Below are 15071 nucleotides of genomic sequence, written 5' to 3' on the forward strand. Positions count from 1 at the left end.
CACCCAAAAAAGGTCTCCGCGCATCACCTGCAGCAGTGGAGATATGTACTGAGCGATAATTTCTCGGATTTTGAGATAACGACACTCAAGCATGGATATGAGTAAGTATTAAGAAACGGAAATCTAATTAACATCGTTAACATTCAGTACAAAGTTCCAGAGTTGTCCAGCGAGAGTTGAGATAAGTTTCAAGCAACGTTGTGTTTTCGGTTCGTTGCCTGACGGTGTTGCAGAGTTTTCGGAGGCGTATGTGCGTAGTCGAGCATCATATCTTCGCTCCAATGCTGTATCAGCCCGGCGCGGCAGTCTGCAGATACGGCACGCGGAATCCTTGAAGACAATTCTCGTTGCTGGCGGCGCAGGTTTTCTTGGTTCGCATTTGTGCGAACGCCTCTTGCGAGAGGGGCATAGCGTGATCTGCGCCGACAATTTTTCCACGGGCAGAGCGGAAAACATCGGACATCTGAAGCTGCTGGGCGCTTTTACAGCGCGTCACCACGACATCATTGCTCCGCTCGATGCCGAGGTCGACGAGATTTACAATCTTGCCTGCCCAGCCTCGCCTCGGCACTACCAGGCAGATCCCATCCACACCACCAAGACCTGCGTGCTCGGCTCATTGAACCTTCTTGAGCTCGCCGCGCGGTCCGGGGCGCGTATCTTCCAGGCGTCGACCTCCGAGGTCTATGGCGACCCCAATGTGCATCCGCAGGTCGAGGCCTATTGGGGCAACGTCAATCCATTCGGGTCGCGCTCCTGCTACGACGAGGGCAAGCGCTGCGCGGAAACGCTGTTTCACGATTTCAACGCGGTGCACGGTGTCGAAATCAAGGTCGTGCGCATCTTCAATACCTACGGGCCGCGCATGCGGTCCGACGATGGCCGCGTGGTTTCGAATTTCATCGTCCAGGCGCTGCGTGGCGAAGACATCACCGTCTATGGCGACGGCTCGCAGACGCGCTCGTTCTGCTTCGTCGACGACCTGATCGACGGCTTCCTGCGCATGATGGCCTCGCCGGCGTCGCTGACTGGACCCGTCAATCTCGGCAACCCCGCAGAGTTCACCGTCGGTGAACTCGCTGAACTGGTCCTCGACTTGACCGGCTCCCGTTCGAAGATCGTCCGTCGTCCGCTGCCGGCCGACGATCCGCGCCAGCGGCGCCCCGACATTTCGCAGGCCACCCGTGATCTTGGCTGGCACCCGAATGTGCCTCTCGCCGACGGGCTGAAGCAGACCATCGCCTATTTCGACGGCCTTCTCTCAGCCAAGGGGCGCAAGCTTGCCGAGGTGGCGTGATGTCGGTCCAGCGTATCCTTGTTACCGGCGGGGCCGGTTACATCGGCAGCCACACAGCCAAATTGCTGCGGTCGCGTGGGCTGGAACCGATCGTCTACGACAACCTGGCAACGGGCAATCGTGTCTCGGTACGCTGGGGTCCGTTCATCCATGGCGACGTGCTCGACACGGTGCATCTGGCACGCACGATCACCCAGCAGAAGCCGGCCGCGATCATCCATTTCGCCGCCTCGGCCTATGTCGGCGAGTCCGTGAAGGAGCCGTCGAAATATTACCGCAACAATGTCGCGGGTACGCTCTCGCTCCTTGATGCCTGCCTGCAGGCGGGGGTCGACAAGATCATCTTCTCATCGAGCTGCGCCACCTATGGCGTGCCGGCCGTGCTGCCGATCGCCGAGACGACGCCGCAGGTTCCGATCAACCCCTACGGCAAGACCAAGCTGATCGCCGAACATATGCTGGCCGACTATGCGGCGGCATTCGGCCTGCGCTACGTGGCGCTGCGCTATTTCAACGCCTGTGGGGCCGACCCAGAAGGCGAATTGGGCGAATGGCATGACCCCGAGACCCATCTCATTCCGCGGGCATTGCTGGCCGCCGCCGGCCGCATCGAACGGCTGGATGTGTTCGGCGACGACTACGATACCGCCGACGGCACCTGCGTACGCGACTATATCCATGTCAGCGACCTCGCCTGGGCGCATGTGCTCGCCTACGAACATCTGGTGCGGGGCGGGGATAACATCGCCGTCAATCTCGGTACCGGCCACGGGTCGTCGGTTCTCGAAATCCTCGAGACCATAGATCGGGTCACAGGGCACAGCGTCCCCATCGCCATCCATCCGCGTCGCGCCGGTGATCCACCGGCTCTCTACGCCGACCCACACCTCGCCCGCGCCACGCTCGGTTTCTCACCCCAATATTCGGACCTTGAGACGATCGTGCGGACGGCCGCCCGGTTCTTCGGCCTGGAGGCGCAGCCATGACGACGCGCCTGGCCAACGACAATCTGCGAGGCTGGCCAACGGTCGAGCCGCTCATGGTGCCGGTCGTGACCGGTCTGCGGCGGATGGAGTATTTCGCCGGCGTGGCGCTTTGGCTCGGGGCTTTGGCCTATTTCTGGGTTTGGTGGCTGGCGCCGGTGCATCATTTCAGCCTGTTCGGCACGGTCTTGACCACCTGCGAGCTGGCCTGGATCACGCTGATCCCCGGATACTTCATGGCCGTCTTCGCTTTTGCCAGGAAGCCCACCGGGCCGCTTCGGATACCGCAGGGCAGCCGTGTCGCCATGGTGGTAACCAAAGCGCCGTCCGAGCCATTCCAGGTGGTCGCACAGACGCTGCGCGCCATGCTCGCACAGACAGTGCCGCACGATACATGGCTGGCCGACGAAGATCCGTCGTCCGAAACCATCGACTGGTGTCGCCGTCACAGCGTCTACGTTTCGACCCGCCGTGGGCGCAGCGATTATCATCGTCCAACGTGGCCGCGCCGCACGCGCTGCAAGGAAGGCAATCTCGCCTTCTTCTATGATCACTACGGCTATTATTATTACGACTTCGTCGCGCAGCTCGACGCCGATCACGTGCCCGAACCGGATTATCTCTGGCACATGTTGCGGCCCTTCGCCGATCCGGCGGTTGGCTATGTGTCCGCACCGAGCATCTGTGACAGCAATGCCAACCAGAGTTGGTCGGCGCGCGGCCGCCTCTATGCGGAAGCAAGCATGCACGGCGCCTTGCAGGCCGGTTACAATGGCGGTTTCGCTCCCCTTTGCATCGGATCGCACTACGCGGTGCGCACGCGGGCGCTCAAGGAGATTGGCGGTCTTGGACCGGAACTGGCCGAGGATCATTCGACCACGCTGATGATGAACGCGCATGGCTGGCGCGGCGTGCATGCGCTGGATGCCATCGCGCATGGCGATGGCCCCAGCACCTTCGGCGATCTGGTGACGCAGGAATTCCAGTGGTCGCGTAGCCTGGTCATGCTGCTTCTGCAATATTCGCCGACCTATGTGCCGCGGCTGCCGTTGCGGCTGCGCTTCCAGTTCCTGTTTTCGCAGGTCTGGTATCCGCTGTTTGCCACCTTCATGCTGCTTTTGGTGGCGACGCCGATCATCGCACTGCTGCGCGGAGAAAACTTCGTCGCGGTGACCTATCCCGATTTCCTGACGCATTTCATGCCGCTGTCGCTGCTGCTGGTCGGCCTATCCTATCGCTGGCGCGCGACGCGCAGCTTCCGTCCGATCGACGGCAAGATCCTGTGCTGGGAGAACGCGCTGTTCCTGTTGGCGCGCTGGCCCTGGGCGTTTGCCGGATGCATCGCCGCCTTGCGGGATTGGCTCACCGGCACGGTTGTCGATTTCCGCGTCACCCCGAAGGGCACTTCCGACGTCGATCCGTTGCCGTTCCGTGTCTATGCGCCCTACGTGGTGGTCGCGCTGGCCTCGATCCTGCCGGTTCTGCTGGTGAAGGACGCCGGCGCCAGCCGCGGCTTCTACCTGTTCGCCATCGTCAACAGCCTGCTCTACACGGTGCTGACCCTGGTCATCCTGTACCGGCACGAGCGCGAGAACCGGGTGCGGGCGGGCAGTCGCTTCCATCGCCCCGCGATCGCGGCTGGTCTCCTGTCGATGATCGTGCTGCCGGGCGTCGCTACGGCCGAGCACGGTCGTGAGAGCATCGAGGTGCTGGTCTGGGGTTCGGGTCGTCTACAGCTTTTCGACGAACGCTATTCGGCGGCCGGGGCGGGCGTTGGGCGAACCGCGCTGCGCACCACCGTTTTCAACCCGCATTGGCAATCGACGTCATCGGATCAACTGAACTGAGCAAGCAGAGGCGCCGCAAGGCGATAGACACCATGAAGATCGCGGTCATCGGAACAGGTTATGTCGGTCTCGTCAGCGGGACATGCTTCGCCGAATGGGGTCACGATGTTGTTTGCGTCGACAAGAACGCCGACAAGATCAGTCGCATCAACAACGGGCAGTTGCCGATCTACGAGCCGGATCTCGATATCCTGGTGGCCCGCAACCGCGAAGCGGATCGGCTGTCCTTCACCTGCGATCTGGCCTCTGCCATCACCAATGCACAGGTCGTGTTCATCGCGGTCGGTACACCGTCCCGCGTCGGGCAGGGCGATGCCGACCTCTCCTTCGTCTACATGGCGGCGCGCGAGATGGCACCGTTCCTGGCCGAAGGTGCGGTCGTGGCGGTCAAGTCCACCGTTCCGGTCGGCACTGGCGACGCGGTGGAGAAGATCATCGCCAGTGTCTGCCGGCGCGGCTCGTTCTCGGTCGCGTCCAATCCGGAGTTCCTGCGCGAGGGCGTGGCGATCGGCGATTTCCTGAAGCCCGATCGTGTCGTCATCGGCGCCGAGGACGGTCGCGCACGGGCGGTGATGCTGGCGCTCTATCGTGAACCGCTCGGGTCAACGCCGCTGGTCGTCACCGACCGGTGCACCGCCGAACTGATCAAATACGCAGCCAACGCTTTTCTCGCCACCAAGATCACCTTCATCAACGAACTGGCGGATCTGTGCGAGAGAGTCGGCAGCAATGTCGGCGAACTGGCACTCGGCATCGGCCTCGACAAGCGCATCGGCAACAGCTTCCTGAACGCCGGGCCGGGCTATGGCGGCTCGTGTTTCCCGAAGGATACGTTGGCGCTGCTGCGTATCGCGCAGGACTATGGCGTGGTGTTGCGCATCGTCGAGGAGACCATCGTCGCCAACGAAGCCCGCAAGCGCAAGATGGCGCTCAAGGTTGTCGACGCGGTCGGTGGCGACGTCGATGGCCAGACCATTGCGGTTCTGGGCCTCACCTTCAAACCCGACACCGACGACATGCGCGAAGCGCCGGCGGTGCCGCTGATCGAAACGCTGCAGCGTTACGGCGCAACCGTGCGCGGTTACGATCCGGTCGGGAACGAGAATGCCAGTTGCGTTCTGGAAAATGTCGCGCTGGTCGACGATCCCTATGAATGCGCGCGTGACGCCGATGCGGTCGTCGTCGTCACCGAATGGGACAGCATCCGCCGCATCGATCTTAGCCGTCTCAGGCGCGTGATGCGCAGGCCTGTCCTTGTCGATCTGCGCAGCGCCTTCGAGCCAGGCGCCGCGTCGGCCGCAGGGTTTCGGGTTTCGACCATCGGCCAACGTCCCGAGCGGGCCGAGCGCCTCAATCTGCTGACGGACGACGTGGATCGCGACACCTCGCGCCAGATCCGGTCCCGCCAGGTACGTGGAAAGTGAGGTTCACATGGACAATCATTCCATCACCTGGTCCCTGACGCGCCACGGCCTCCTGGCCGGCTTCGGCATTGCGATGTACTGCGGCTCGGCCCGGGCCGAAGAGCCAGTCGTGGTGCCGGCGCAGGCGCGCACCATGACTGCGCTCGACCTCTACGACCTCTATCGCGACAAGACCTGGCAATGGCCGGACGGCGCCGGCCGCATGCAAGACAGGGGTCGTCTCTTCAGGGCCTGGTCCGGCACTGGCGACAACGCAAGCTGGGCCGAAGGTCGCTGGGTACTCACCAATGACGGGCAGATGTGCCTGAGGGCCGTGTGGCACGGTCCGACCGGCGCCTCTCCCGACAAGACATGCTTCCGCCACAAGATCGATGAGGGCACGATCTATCAGAAGAAGGAGCCTTCCGGCGCCTGGTACGTGTTCAAGCACGCGGTGCCGGACAAAGACGACGAGTATGGCAAGCTCGTCGAACAGGACACGGTAAGCGCCAAGGTCATGGCCAACCGGCCGGTGGCGCAGGCCGTGCTTACCCCGGAACATGCACCGTTGCCGACCGCAGCGCCGGCAGGTGCTTATTGAGATCGGAGAACGACGATGAACAGGAAACTCGCGGCCATCGCGCTTTCATGCGTGGGGCTAATCGCATCGGGAGCGGTCATGGCGGCCAGCAACCTGCCGCTTGGTATCCCGAAGAACAACTCCGCCACGGCAACCATGCCGTCGGACAAGCGTCCGGTGATCACGCCCACATCCATCGGCTTCGGGGCCTATGATCCCTATGGCGACTTCGGCAGCGATTCCAGCTCGAAGATCGAGCATCTCTTCCTGCCGTGGGAGGATGTCGATCTGGGCACGCTGGCGGTTGCCGACGCCTATGCGCAGCAGCGGGGTCGCTCGCTGCTGATATCGGTGGAGCCGTGGTCGTGGTCGCCGCACTGGCGTGTCACTTCGCGGCAATTGCTTCACAGCATCCTGAACGGCGAACGCGATTCCTACATGGCGGCGGTCTGTTCGGAAGCCGCGACGCTCAAGAGCCCGGTGACGATCCGCTGGGCGCAGGAGATGGACGAGACCAGCAACCAGTTCTCTTGGGCGCACTGGCCGCCGGCCGACTATGTGACTGCCTACAAGCGCATGGTCACGATTTGCCGTCAGCACATCAAGACGGCCAAATATATGTGGTCGCCGAAAGGCAATGAGGGTCTCGAAGCCTTCTATCCGGGCGACGATTTTGTCGACGTCATCGGTCTGTCGGTGTTCGGTTATCAACCCTTCGACCGGGACAAGGTCGGTCACGACACCACTTTCGTCGAGCAGATGGAGCCGAAATACAACCGCGTCAAAGGTTTCGGCAAACCGGTGGTGGTGGCGGAACTGGGATACGAAGGCGATGACCACTATGTGCGCGACTGGGCCGAAAGCGTCGCCAAGACCTATCCGCAATTCCCCGAGTTGACCGATATCGTCTACTTCGACGACCGCGAGGTCTATCCGTGGCCCGACGGTTATGGGTTGCCCAACTGGCGCGTCGTGCACACGCAGCAGGCAGCGAACTGAACCAGGGTGGAAGCGCGGGAGGAAAGGTTATGTCCGCGATACGGAACATACTTCTATTGCTGGTCGCCGGCACCGTCGCCGGTACCGGAACAGCCTCGGCTGCGGCGCCCAGCGCCGCAGTCATAGAAAAGGCAAAGCCGCTGAACGACAACGAACTCTACAGGCTCTACAGCCAGCGGTCATGGATGTGGAAGGACGGCGCCGGCTATTTCGCAATCCCGATGCGCCGTTTCACCGCCTGGTCGGGCAGGGGCAAGACCCTGAGTTACGGGGTGGGCACCTGGTTCATCACCGATCCTGGCAAACTGTGTTTCCGGGCCGACTGGCATGCGATGGGTGGCGCCAAGCCCGACCTCACCTGTTTCAGCCATCGCAAGAAGGGTGACGTCGTTTATCAGAAGCGCGAGCCGAAGGGCGATTGGTATGTGTTCGCCAACGCGCCGGTAAGGAAAGACGACGAAGCCAGGAAGCTGCGGCACGGCGACTATGTCAGCCACCGGCTGACCAGGATCGAGGCTAAGCTGGACCACTAGTCATAGAAGGAAGGCGGCAGCTTTCAGGCTGCCGCCGGCAATCGTCGCACGCTGTGGCTAGGATGAGGCGTTGCCTGGACTAGGTCCGGGCAAAGCAACGGGCAAGATGGCCGAAGCCGCTCGGCGTGCAGATATAGGGAGCGTTGCCGTAGGATGGGGTGGCGCTGGCCACCTTGGCGATATCCTTCGTTGCCGTTGGCTTGTGCCTCGCGGCCACGACCTTGGCCTTCGGCTTGGCCGTCGGAACCAGGTACGCATAGCTCGTTTTGGCGCTGAAGGAGGCGGTTTTCACATTGCTGTCGGCAACGGCAGAACATCCCGCCGTGGCGGCGAGCATGATCGCGGCGCTAGCCATGAAAATCGTCCGGGCGTGGCCAACCATCCCGGAAGCTGAAGATTTATTGCCAAATGCCATGGGTCACGACCTCGTCGATTGGCGCAGGTTCAGTACAGCAACGATACTCGGGGAGCCTTAAGACGCCGTGGAGATGAAACTGAAAATGCAAGCTTTCCGCGGAAAGTACTGTTTCGGGCTAACGCGACACTGTCCGACGGTGCGTCCAGAAATCAGGGCCCGCATTCTGCGGCACATGGCCGACTAGCCGGTCCCCTAGCATTCCGTTTCGGATGTGGACATAGAAAAATGGTCGCAGGCCGCCATATTCAACAGATTTCTGATTTGGCGCCAGCCGATGCCGCGACGTAGCGGGTGTCATCCAGCTCGGATCGAAGGTCGCTATTTGCCGCAATAATGGTCGTTGACGTCGTTGGCCGCGCGCGCGTCGGGCCCGACGCGATGATAGGCGCAGGCGCCCGCCGCGGTGGTAAACATCTGGCTGTCGTAGTATCGGGGACCACCGAACAGCATTTCGACGACGGTGCGGCCGGCCGGAACGTAGCGCTCCCCGTGATGAGCGCGATGCTTCTTGTGATGATGTTTGTTTTCACCCGCGAAGCTTGGCGAGGCCAGCGGGAGGGCGATGGCGATCGTCAGCGCGCAGGTCGCGAAATGTCTGATCGTCATGGAAAATCTCCTGCTGTCGTCCGATGCCGGCATCTCGTCAAAACCACCATATGGCCGGAAGGTTCCTCGAAAACGACCGGCTTGGCAATGTCGGGCGATTGCCCGGGTCTTCTCCGGGCTTGCTGGCCCCGGTCTATTTCTCCGAAACGCCTGCCTCGGCGAAGCTGGCCATTCCCGCGTGGCAGGCGAGCGCCGAACGCACGAGATTGACAGCCAGGCAAGCGCCGGAGCCTTCGCCCAGTCGCATGCCGAGGTCGAGCAGGGGCGTGAGGCCCAGCGCCTGTAGCAAGCCGCGATGGCCGGCTTCGGCCGAGACATGGGCGGCAATGGTATGGGCAAGCCCGGCGGCATGCAGTTTGGCCAAGGGAGCCGCGGCCGCCGTGCAGACAAAACCGTCGAGCAGCACCGGCACGTTGCGGTGGCGCGCGGCAAGCGTGGCGCCGAAGATGGCGGCCAGTTCGCGACCGCCGAGTGCGGCTGCGGCTTTCAGCGGATCGGCCAGCACGGCAGCATGGCGTTGCAGGCCGGCCTCGATGGCGACCACCTTGCGCTTCAGGCCGGCGTCGTCGACGCCGGTGCCGCGACCGGTCCATTTTTCGGCGCCACCGCCGAAAAGGGCGGCCGAGATCGCCGCCGCCGGCGTGGTGTTGCCGATGCCCATCTCGCCGAGGCAGAGGAGATCGATATCGGCGTCGACGGCGTCGTAGCCGGCCGAAACTGCGGCAAGGAAGGCAGCCTCGTCCATCGCCGCGCCTTGCGTGAAGTCGCCGGTCGGATGGTCGAGATCGAGCGGGATGACGTCGAGTTCCGCGCCAGCCGCGCGGGCGAGCTGGTTGATGGCGGCGCCGCCGCCGGCGAAATTGGCCACCATCTGCACGGTCACTTCCGACGGATAGGCCGACACGCCCTGGGCGGTGACGCCGTGGTTGCCGGCAAAGACGATCACCTTGACGCGGTCCAGCTTCGGCATGTCGCGACCCTGCCAGCGGGCCAGCCAGGCGGCGATGGTTTCCAGCCGGCCGAGGCTGCCCTGCGGCTTGGTCAGCGTATCCTGACGGCGGGCGACGGCGGCGGCGGCGGTGTCGCTGCCGGCAGGCAGGTTGCGGCAGGCATTGTGCAGTTCATCGAGAGTTTTGAAGGACATGGCAGAAGTGTCTCCGAAAGAGAATCAGGTGAGCGACACGGAAGCGACGACAAGGATGGCGATTTCGCAAAGCTGCTGCAGTGCGCCGGCGGCATCGCCGGTATGGCCGCCGATCTGGCTGAGACAGAGCTTGCGGAAACCGTAGAAGATGAGGCCAAGCAGGGCCACGGCCACGATCGCGCCGCCCAGCCCGAGGGTGAGCAGTGCAACGGCGCCGAGGATCGCGCCTGCCTGTGCGGTGGTGGCAGAGACGGTGCCGGCGCGGCTGGAGAGGCCGTCGGCCGTGGCCGGTGGCATCAGATGCAGGAAGGCACCCAGCAGCCCGCGCGAGGCGGCGTGAGCGGCGATCAGCGCCAACAGCGCCGACCAGCCATGGGAGAATTCCGCCAGCGCGCTCCAGCGGATGAGGATGGTCAGGCCGAGCGCGGAAGCGCCATAAGCGCCGATGCGGCTGTCGTGCATGATCTCCAGCTTGCGATCGGTCGTGCGGCCACCGCCAAAACCGTCGGCGACATCGGAAAGGCCGTCCTCGTGTAGCGAACCGGTGGTCAGCATCATCGCGGCCAGCGTCAGAGCGGCTGCCGGGCCGGAGGCGACGCCGAAGGTGGTGGCAAGCGAAAAGACGATCGCACCGATCAGGGCCACAACCGCACCTGCCACCGGCGCCGCCCATATCGCATCGGCCAGCTTGCGGTCGCCGAAGTCGAGAACCGGCAACGGCGAGCGCGTGAAGAAGACCAGACAAAGCGCTATGTCGGTGAGGATCTTGCCGGGCGCGGAGAAGCGGCTCATGGGTTCATCGCGATGGCGTGGAAGAAGGTTCCGCTGACCGGACCCCGCCGTCCACCGGAGGGCCCGAGCGCGTTACCCTGGCCGTCGGCGAGCTCGGCGAGCGGCTCGTCGCTGCCGGTGTCGGTCACCTGAGCGTAGTGGAATTCGTGGCCGCGCACCACTGTTCCGGCAGGCCCGAGCGCGCTGTCGCTCTTCAGCCTGGCCTCGCGGTAGCCGAGGTTCATCTTGCGTTTGGCGAAGGAGGTCGAATGGCCGAGCAAGCCGAGCATGGAATGGGTGACGCCTTCGGCGTCTTCAAGGGCCTTGCCCAGAACCATGAAGCCGCCGCACTCGCCATGGACCGGCTTCGTCGCGGCGAAGCGCTTGATGCCCGCCTGGAAATCGCTGGCGGCGGCCAGCTTGCCCGCATGCAGCTCCGGATAGCCGCCGGGCAGCCAGCAGACGTCGCAGCTCTCGTCCGGCGCCTCGTCCGCCAGTGGCGAGAAGGGCACGATCTCGGCGCCCGATTTGCGCCAATGCGCGGCGACATGCGGATAGATGAAGGTGAAGGCGGCATCCTCGGCGAGCGCGATGCGTTGTCCCGGCGGCGGCAGCGCTGCCTCGAAACTGCCATCAGCCGGTTCGAGCGGGGCGGCGAGCGCCATGATGGCGTCGAGGTTCAGCGAAGCGTCGGCCATATCGGCCAGCCGGTCGAGATGCTGCATCAGGCTGGCATGTTCGCTGGCCTGGACAAGGCCGAGATGGCGTTCGGGCAAGGCAAGGGCTGAATCGCGCAGAATGGCACCGACTACGGGCAAGCCCAGCGCCTCGATGGCCTCGGTGCAGAGCTTGCGATGGCGCTCGCTGCCCAGCCGGTTGAGCACGACGCCGGCCACGCGCACATTCGGATCATAGCAGGAAAGGCCCTTGGCGATCGCCGCGGCCGTCGTCGATTGCCCGGAGACGTCAAGCACCAACAGGACGGGCAGCCGGTAGAGCCGGGCGAGGTCGGCGGCCGATCCCGTGCGCCCGTCCGGCGAAGGGATGCCATCGAACAGGCCCATGGCGCTTTCCAGCACCACCAGTTCGGCATTGTCGGCTGTCTGCGCCGCCAGGCCGTTGAGCAGGGAAGGCGGCATCGCCCAACTGTCCAGATTGACGCCGGGCAGACCGGTGGCGGCGGCATGGAAGCCGGGATCGATATAATCGGGACCGGACTTCGCGCCGCGCACGCGAACGCCGCGCCTGGCCAGCGCACGCAGGATGCCGATGGTGACGCTGGTCTTGCCGGAGCCGGAGCGCGGCGCGCCGACGATGAGGGCCGTCGCGTTCATGGTCGCTGCACCAGCCTGTCGCGCATGGCGACGATGCCGCCGATGACGATGAGCGCGGGAGAAACGATTGCCTCCCGCGCGGCTGCTTCGACCAGTGTGCCCAGCGTGGCGACCACGGTGCGCTCTTGTGGCAATGTGGCGTTCTCGATCAGCGCCGCCGGCATGTCCGCCGTCAGCCCACCTGCCATAAGGTCGGCGATGGTCGCCTCCATATGGGTCAGGCCCATATAGATGACGATGGGCTGGCCGGTGCGGGCAAGGGCTGCCCAGTCCGGCCGGTCGTCGGAGACAGCGGCGAAGCCCGTTGCTAGGATGATGGCGCCGTTGATGCCGCGCATGGTGGCCGGAATGCCGGCCGAGGTCAGGCCGCCGAAGGCCGAGGTGACACCCGGCAGAACCCGGTAGGGAATGCCGTGCTCGGCCAAAGCCAGCGTTTCCTCGGCGCCGCGCGCGAAGACATAAGGATGGCCGCCCTTCAGGCGCACCACCTTGCGGCCTTCCTTGGCGAGTTTCACGATAAGGGCGTTGATGTCTTCCTGCGGAATGGACAGCCGGCCGCCGCGCTTGCCGACATAGAATTTCTCCGCCCGTTCGGCGACAGCGATGATCTCCGGCGAGACCAGCGCGTCATGCACCAGCGCGTCGGCCTCGGTCAGCGCCGAAAGCACTTCCAGCGTGAGCAGGCTGGGGTCGCCGGGGCCGGAGCCGGCCAGCCAGACATGGCCGGGTTGCAGCCGCGGTTTGTGTGCGGTGAGCTTCTGGAAGGTTTCGGAAAACGTCATTGCCGGTTCCTGAAGCGCCGCTGATAATAAGGGTCGTAGAGCGAGCTTTCGGTGAAATCCTGCGCCGCCAGCGAACGCCCGACAAAGATCAGCGCGGTGCGCTCGATCGGATCGGCGGCAAGGGCGGCCGCGACCGTCTCCAGCGTCGCGCGGATGACGCGTTCGTCGGGCCAGGAGGCGCGAAAGACTATGGCGACCGGGCAGTCGCCGCCATAATGCGGGGTCAGTTCCGCCACCACCTGTTCGATGGCGTGGATGGCGAGATGGATCGCCAGCGTGGCGCCGGTGCGGCCGAAGGCCGACAGCGTTTCGCCAGGCGGCATCTTGGAGGCACGACCAGAGACGCGGGTCAGCACCAGGCTCTGCGCGACTTCCGGGATGGTCAGTTCGCGTTTCAGCGCTGCGGCCGCGGCGGCAAAGGACGGGACGCCGGGCGTCAGCGTGTAGGCAATGCCGTTGCGTTCGAGACGGCGGATCTGCTCAGCGACGGCACTCCACACCGAAAGGTCGCCTGAATGCAGACGCGCCACATCCTGGCCGGCCTGGGCGGCGGCAACATATTCGGCCTCGATCTCGTCCAGCGACATCGGCGCGGTGTCGACCAATCGCGTGCCTGGCGCGCAGTGTTCGAGCAGTTCGGGCGCCACGATCGAGCCTGCGTAAAGGCACACGGGGCACGAGCCAAGCAGCTTGGCGCCGCGTAAGGTGATGAGGTCGGCGGCACCCGGACCGGCGCCGATGAAATGCACGGTCATGCCGAGGCTCCGCTGGTGGCTATGGCGCAGGTGACGGCGCCGACAATGATGCGTGGCCCTAGCAGGCGCGCGCCTTCGCCCGCCGCTGCAAGCGCCGCGCTTTCCGAAACCGATGACGAACCGGCGATGGCGAGGGAAATTTCGGACCGGGTGAGCGTATCCTCTCCGCCTGGCTCATCTGCGGCGGTGACCTCAACCACGATCACCTCCAATCCCAACTTCCGTGCCGCGGCGAAGATGCCGACCTCGTCCTTCTTGAAGGTTGTGGTGGCCAGCACGGAGAGCGCGGAACGATCGAGACTGTGGCCGGCGAGCACGGCATCGATGGCGGCAATGACGCTCGCAGTATCCGCACCCTTGCGGCAGCCTATGCCCGCGACGATCATGTCTTGACCCAGCTCCATTGCGTCACCGGCAGGGCCGGGCGCCAGGCCTGCATGGTGCCGACGGGGGCAGCCCGCGAAATGGCGATGCGGGTCAGCGTGCCGCCGAGAGCCGCATGGCGGGCCACGAGCAGCGCCTCCATCTCCAGCGTCACCGCATTGGCCACGCAACGGCCGCCCGACGGCAGGGCCTTGAGCGCAGCGTCAAAGACGCCGGCGTCGGTGCCGCCGCCGCCAATGAAGATCGCGTCCGGTGCCGGCAGGCCGGCGAGCGCCTGCGGTGCTAGGCCTTCGACCACTGCGAGCCCCGGTACGCCGAAGGCAGCCGCATTGCGGCGAATGCGCCCGGCGCGCTCGGCATTGGCCTCGATGGCGACGGCGCGCAGCGAAGGGTGCGACAGCATCCATTCGATGGCGATCGAACCCGATCCCGCGCCGATATCCCACAACACTTCGCCGCGGCGCGGCGTCAGCGCGGAGAGCGTGACGGCGCGCACCTCGCGCTTGGTGATCTGGCCATCGTTCTCGAACAGATCGTCGGCGAGACCGGAGGCCAAGGGCAATATCCGCGCCTCGGATTCCGATTCAATCTCGAGCGCCAGCACATTGAGCGGATTGATGTTTTTGAGGTTGAAATCGCCGGCGCGGGCGCCGCGGACGACTTCTTCCTGACCGCCCAGTGCTTCCAGCACCGTCAGTCGCGATGGGCCGAAACCGAGCTCGGAAAGCAGGGTCGCTACCTTGGCCGGGGCTGCGCCGTCCGAGGTCAGCGCCAGTAAACGTGCGCCGGGATGCAGTAGCGGGCGGATCAGGTCGAGCGGGCGGCCATGCAGCGAGATCGTCTCGACATCCTGCAGCGCCCAGCCGAGCCTGGAAGCGGCGAGCGAAAGAGACGAAGGAGCGGGCACCACCACCATGTCGGCGGCGGCGACCTTGCGCGCCAACGTCACGCCGACGCCGTGGAAGAACGGATCGCCGGAGGCGAGCACGCAGACGCGGCGTCCGGCGCGGTCGAGCACGGCTTCCATTTCCGGGTCGAAAGGTGATGGCCATTCATGCATCTCGCCGGTGACGAGCGTACCGGCGAGGTCGAAATGGCGCTTGCCGCCAAAGACGAACTCAGCATCCGCGATCAGCCGCTTGGCCTCGTCGCCCAGACCCGCTACACCGTCCTCGCCGATACCGACGATGGCGAGCCAGGCGGGCGCGGCATGTGTTTCTTTCTCAGCAGGCATG

16 protein-coding genes are annotated in these 15071 nt (G+C 64.5%); 7 read left to right on the forward strand and 9 right to left on the reverse strand.

Translation table 11 applies throughout. The features are described from left to right. Nucleotides 1-307 precede the first annotated feature (307 nt). The 7 genes from AB4136_RS07845 to AB4136_RS07875 are packed head-to-tail and all read left to right on the forward strand — an operon-like array spanning nt 308 to nt 7642. Nucleotides 308-1297 (forward strand): UDP-glucuronic acid decarboxylase family protein, encoded by a 990-nt coding sequence (locus AB4136_RS07845; RefSeq protein ID WP_051504772.1) that lies wholly within the window; start codon nt 308-310, stop codon nt 1295-1297. Then, nucleotides 1297-2283: a UDP-glucose 4-epimerase GalE gene (gene galE, locus AB4136_RS07850; RefSeq protein WP_024924536.1), complete on the forward strand. Its 987-nt coding sequence runs from the start codon at nt 1297-1299 to the stop codon at nt 2281-2283. The genes AB4136_RS07845 and galE overlap by 1 nt, the downstream gene beginning before the upstream one ends. Next, on the forward strand, nt 2280-4127 hold the full coding sequence (locus AB4136_RS07855; RefSeq protein ID WP_024924537.1) for a glycosyltransferase family 2 protein: 1848 nt from the start codon (nt 2280-2282) through the stop codon (nt 4125-4127). Before galE ends, AB4136_RS07855 begins: the two co-directional genes overlap by 4 nt. A gap of 32 nt (nt 4128-4159) precedes the next feature. Continuing rightward, nucleotides 4160-5551, forward strand: a complete 1392-nt coding sequence (locus tag AB4136_RS07860; protein ID WP_024924538.1) for a UDP-glucose dehydrogenase family protein — start codon at nt 4160-4162, stop codon at nt 5549-5551. A gap of 7 nt (nt 5552-5558) precedes the next feature. Further along, entirely contained in the window at nt 5559-6131 is a 573-nt protein-coding gene (locus AB4136_RS07865; RefSeq protein ID WP_024924539.1) for a DUF995 domain-containing protein, read from the forward strand. Between the two features lie 15 nt (nt 6132-6146). After that, on the forward strand, nt 6147-7109 hold the full coding sequence (locus tag AB4136_RS07870) for a glycoside hydrolase family 26 protein (RefSeq protein ID WP_024924540.1): 963 nt from the start codon (nt 6147-6149) through the stop codon (nt 7107-7109). A 29-nt stretch (nt 7110-7138) separates the two neighbouring features. Then, nucleotides 7139-7642 (forward strand): DUF995 domain-containing protein, encoded by a 504-nt coding sequence (locus tag AB4136_RS07875; RefSeq protein ID WP_024924541.1) that lies wholly within the window; start codon nt 7139-7141, stop codon nt 7640-7642. 79 nt (nt 7643-7721) lie between these two features. Here the strand turns inward: AB4136_RS07875 and AB4136_RS07880 are convergent, their stop codons facing one another. From AB4136_RS07880 to AB4136_RS07920, 9 genes are all read right to left on the reverse strand, one after another. Then, on the reverse strand, nt 7722-7997 hold the full coding sequence (locus AB4136_RS07880) for a hypothetical protein (RefSeq protein ID WP_137900528.1): 276 nt from the start codon (nt 7995-7997) through the stop codon (nt 7722-7724). Nucleotides 7998-8378: 381 nt separating this feature from the next. After that, complete coding sequence (locus tag AB4136_RS07885; protein ID WP_024924543.1) at nt 8379-8666, reverse strand: hypothetical protein; 288 nt, start codon at nt 8664-8666, stop codon at nt 8379-8381. Between the two features lie 133 nt (nt 8667-8799). Beyond that, a complete protein-coding gene (cobT, locus tag AB4136_RS07890) occupies nt 8800-9810 on the reverse strand; it encodes a nicotinate-nucleotide--dimethylbenzimidazole phosphoribosyltransferase (protein WP_024924544.1) in 1011 nt (336 codons plus the stop codon). A 24-nt stretch (nt 9811-9834) separates the two neighbouring features. Further along, nucleotides 9835-10602 carry an adenosylcobinamide-GDP ribazoletransferase gene (locus AB4136_RS07895; RefSeq protein ID WP_024924545.1) on the reverse strand — a complete coding sequence of 256 codons (768 nt, stop codon included), beginning with the start codon at nt 10600-10602 and terminating at the stop codon, nt 9835-9837. Continuing rightward, on the reverse strand, nt 10599-11915 hold the full coding sequence (locus tag AB4136_RS07900) for a cobyrinate a,c-diamide synthase (RefSeq protein ID WP_024924546.1): 1317 nt from the start codon (nt 11913-11915) through the stop codon (nt 10599-10601). Before AB4136_RS07900 ends, AB4136_RS07895 begins: the two co-directional genes overlap by 4 nt. Beyond that, nucleotides 11912-12697, reverse strand: a complete 786-nt coding sequence (gene cobA / locus AB4136_RS07905; protein ID WP_024924547.1) for a uroporphyrinogen-III C-methyltransferase — start codon at nt 12695-12697, stop codon at nt 11912-11914. Before cobA ends, AB4136_RS07900 begins: the two co-directional genes overlap by 4 nt. Next, a complete protein-coding gene (gene cobM / locus AB4136_RS07910; RefSeq protein ID WP_024924548.1) occupies nt 12694-13452 on the reverse strand; it encodes a precorrin-4 C(11)-methyltransferase in 759 nt (252 codons plus the stop codon). The genes cobA and cobM overlap by 4 nt, the downstream gene beginning before the upstream one ends. Next, entirely contained in the window at nt 13449-13856 is a 408-nt protein-coding gene (locus AB4136_RS07915) for a cobalamin biosynthesis protein (protein WP_245317510.1), read from the reverse strand. Before AB4136_RS07915 ends, cobM begins: the two co-directional genes overlap by 4 nt. Further along, nucleotides 13835-15070, reverse strand: coding sequence for a bifunctional cobalt-precorrin-7 (C(5))-methyltransferase/cobalt-precorrin-6B (C(15))-methyltransferase (locus AB4136_RS07920; protein WP_024924550.1), 1236 nt, complete (start codon nt 15068-15070; stop codon nt 13835-13837). Before AB4136_RS07920 ends, AB4136_RS07915 begins: the two co-directional genes overlap by 22 nt. Nucleotide 15071: the final 1 nt, after the last annotated feature.

The sequence above is a fragment of the Mesorhizobium sp. 2RAF21 genome, from assembly GCF_052115345.1.
In the GTDB taxonomy this organism is placed as follows: Bacteria; Pseudomonadota; Alphaproteobacteria; order Rhizobiales; family Rhizobiaceae; genus Mesorhizobium; species Mesorhizobium terrae.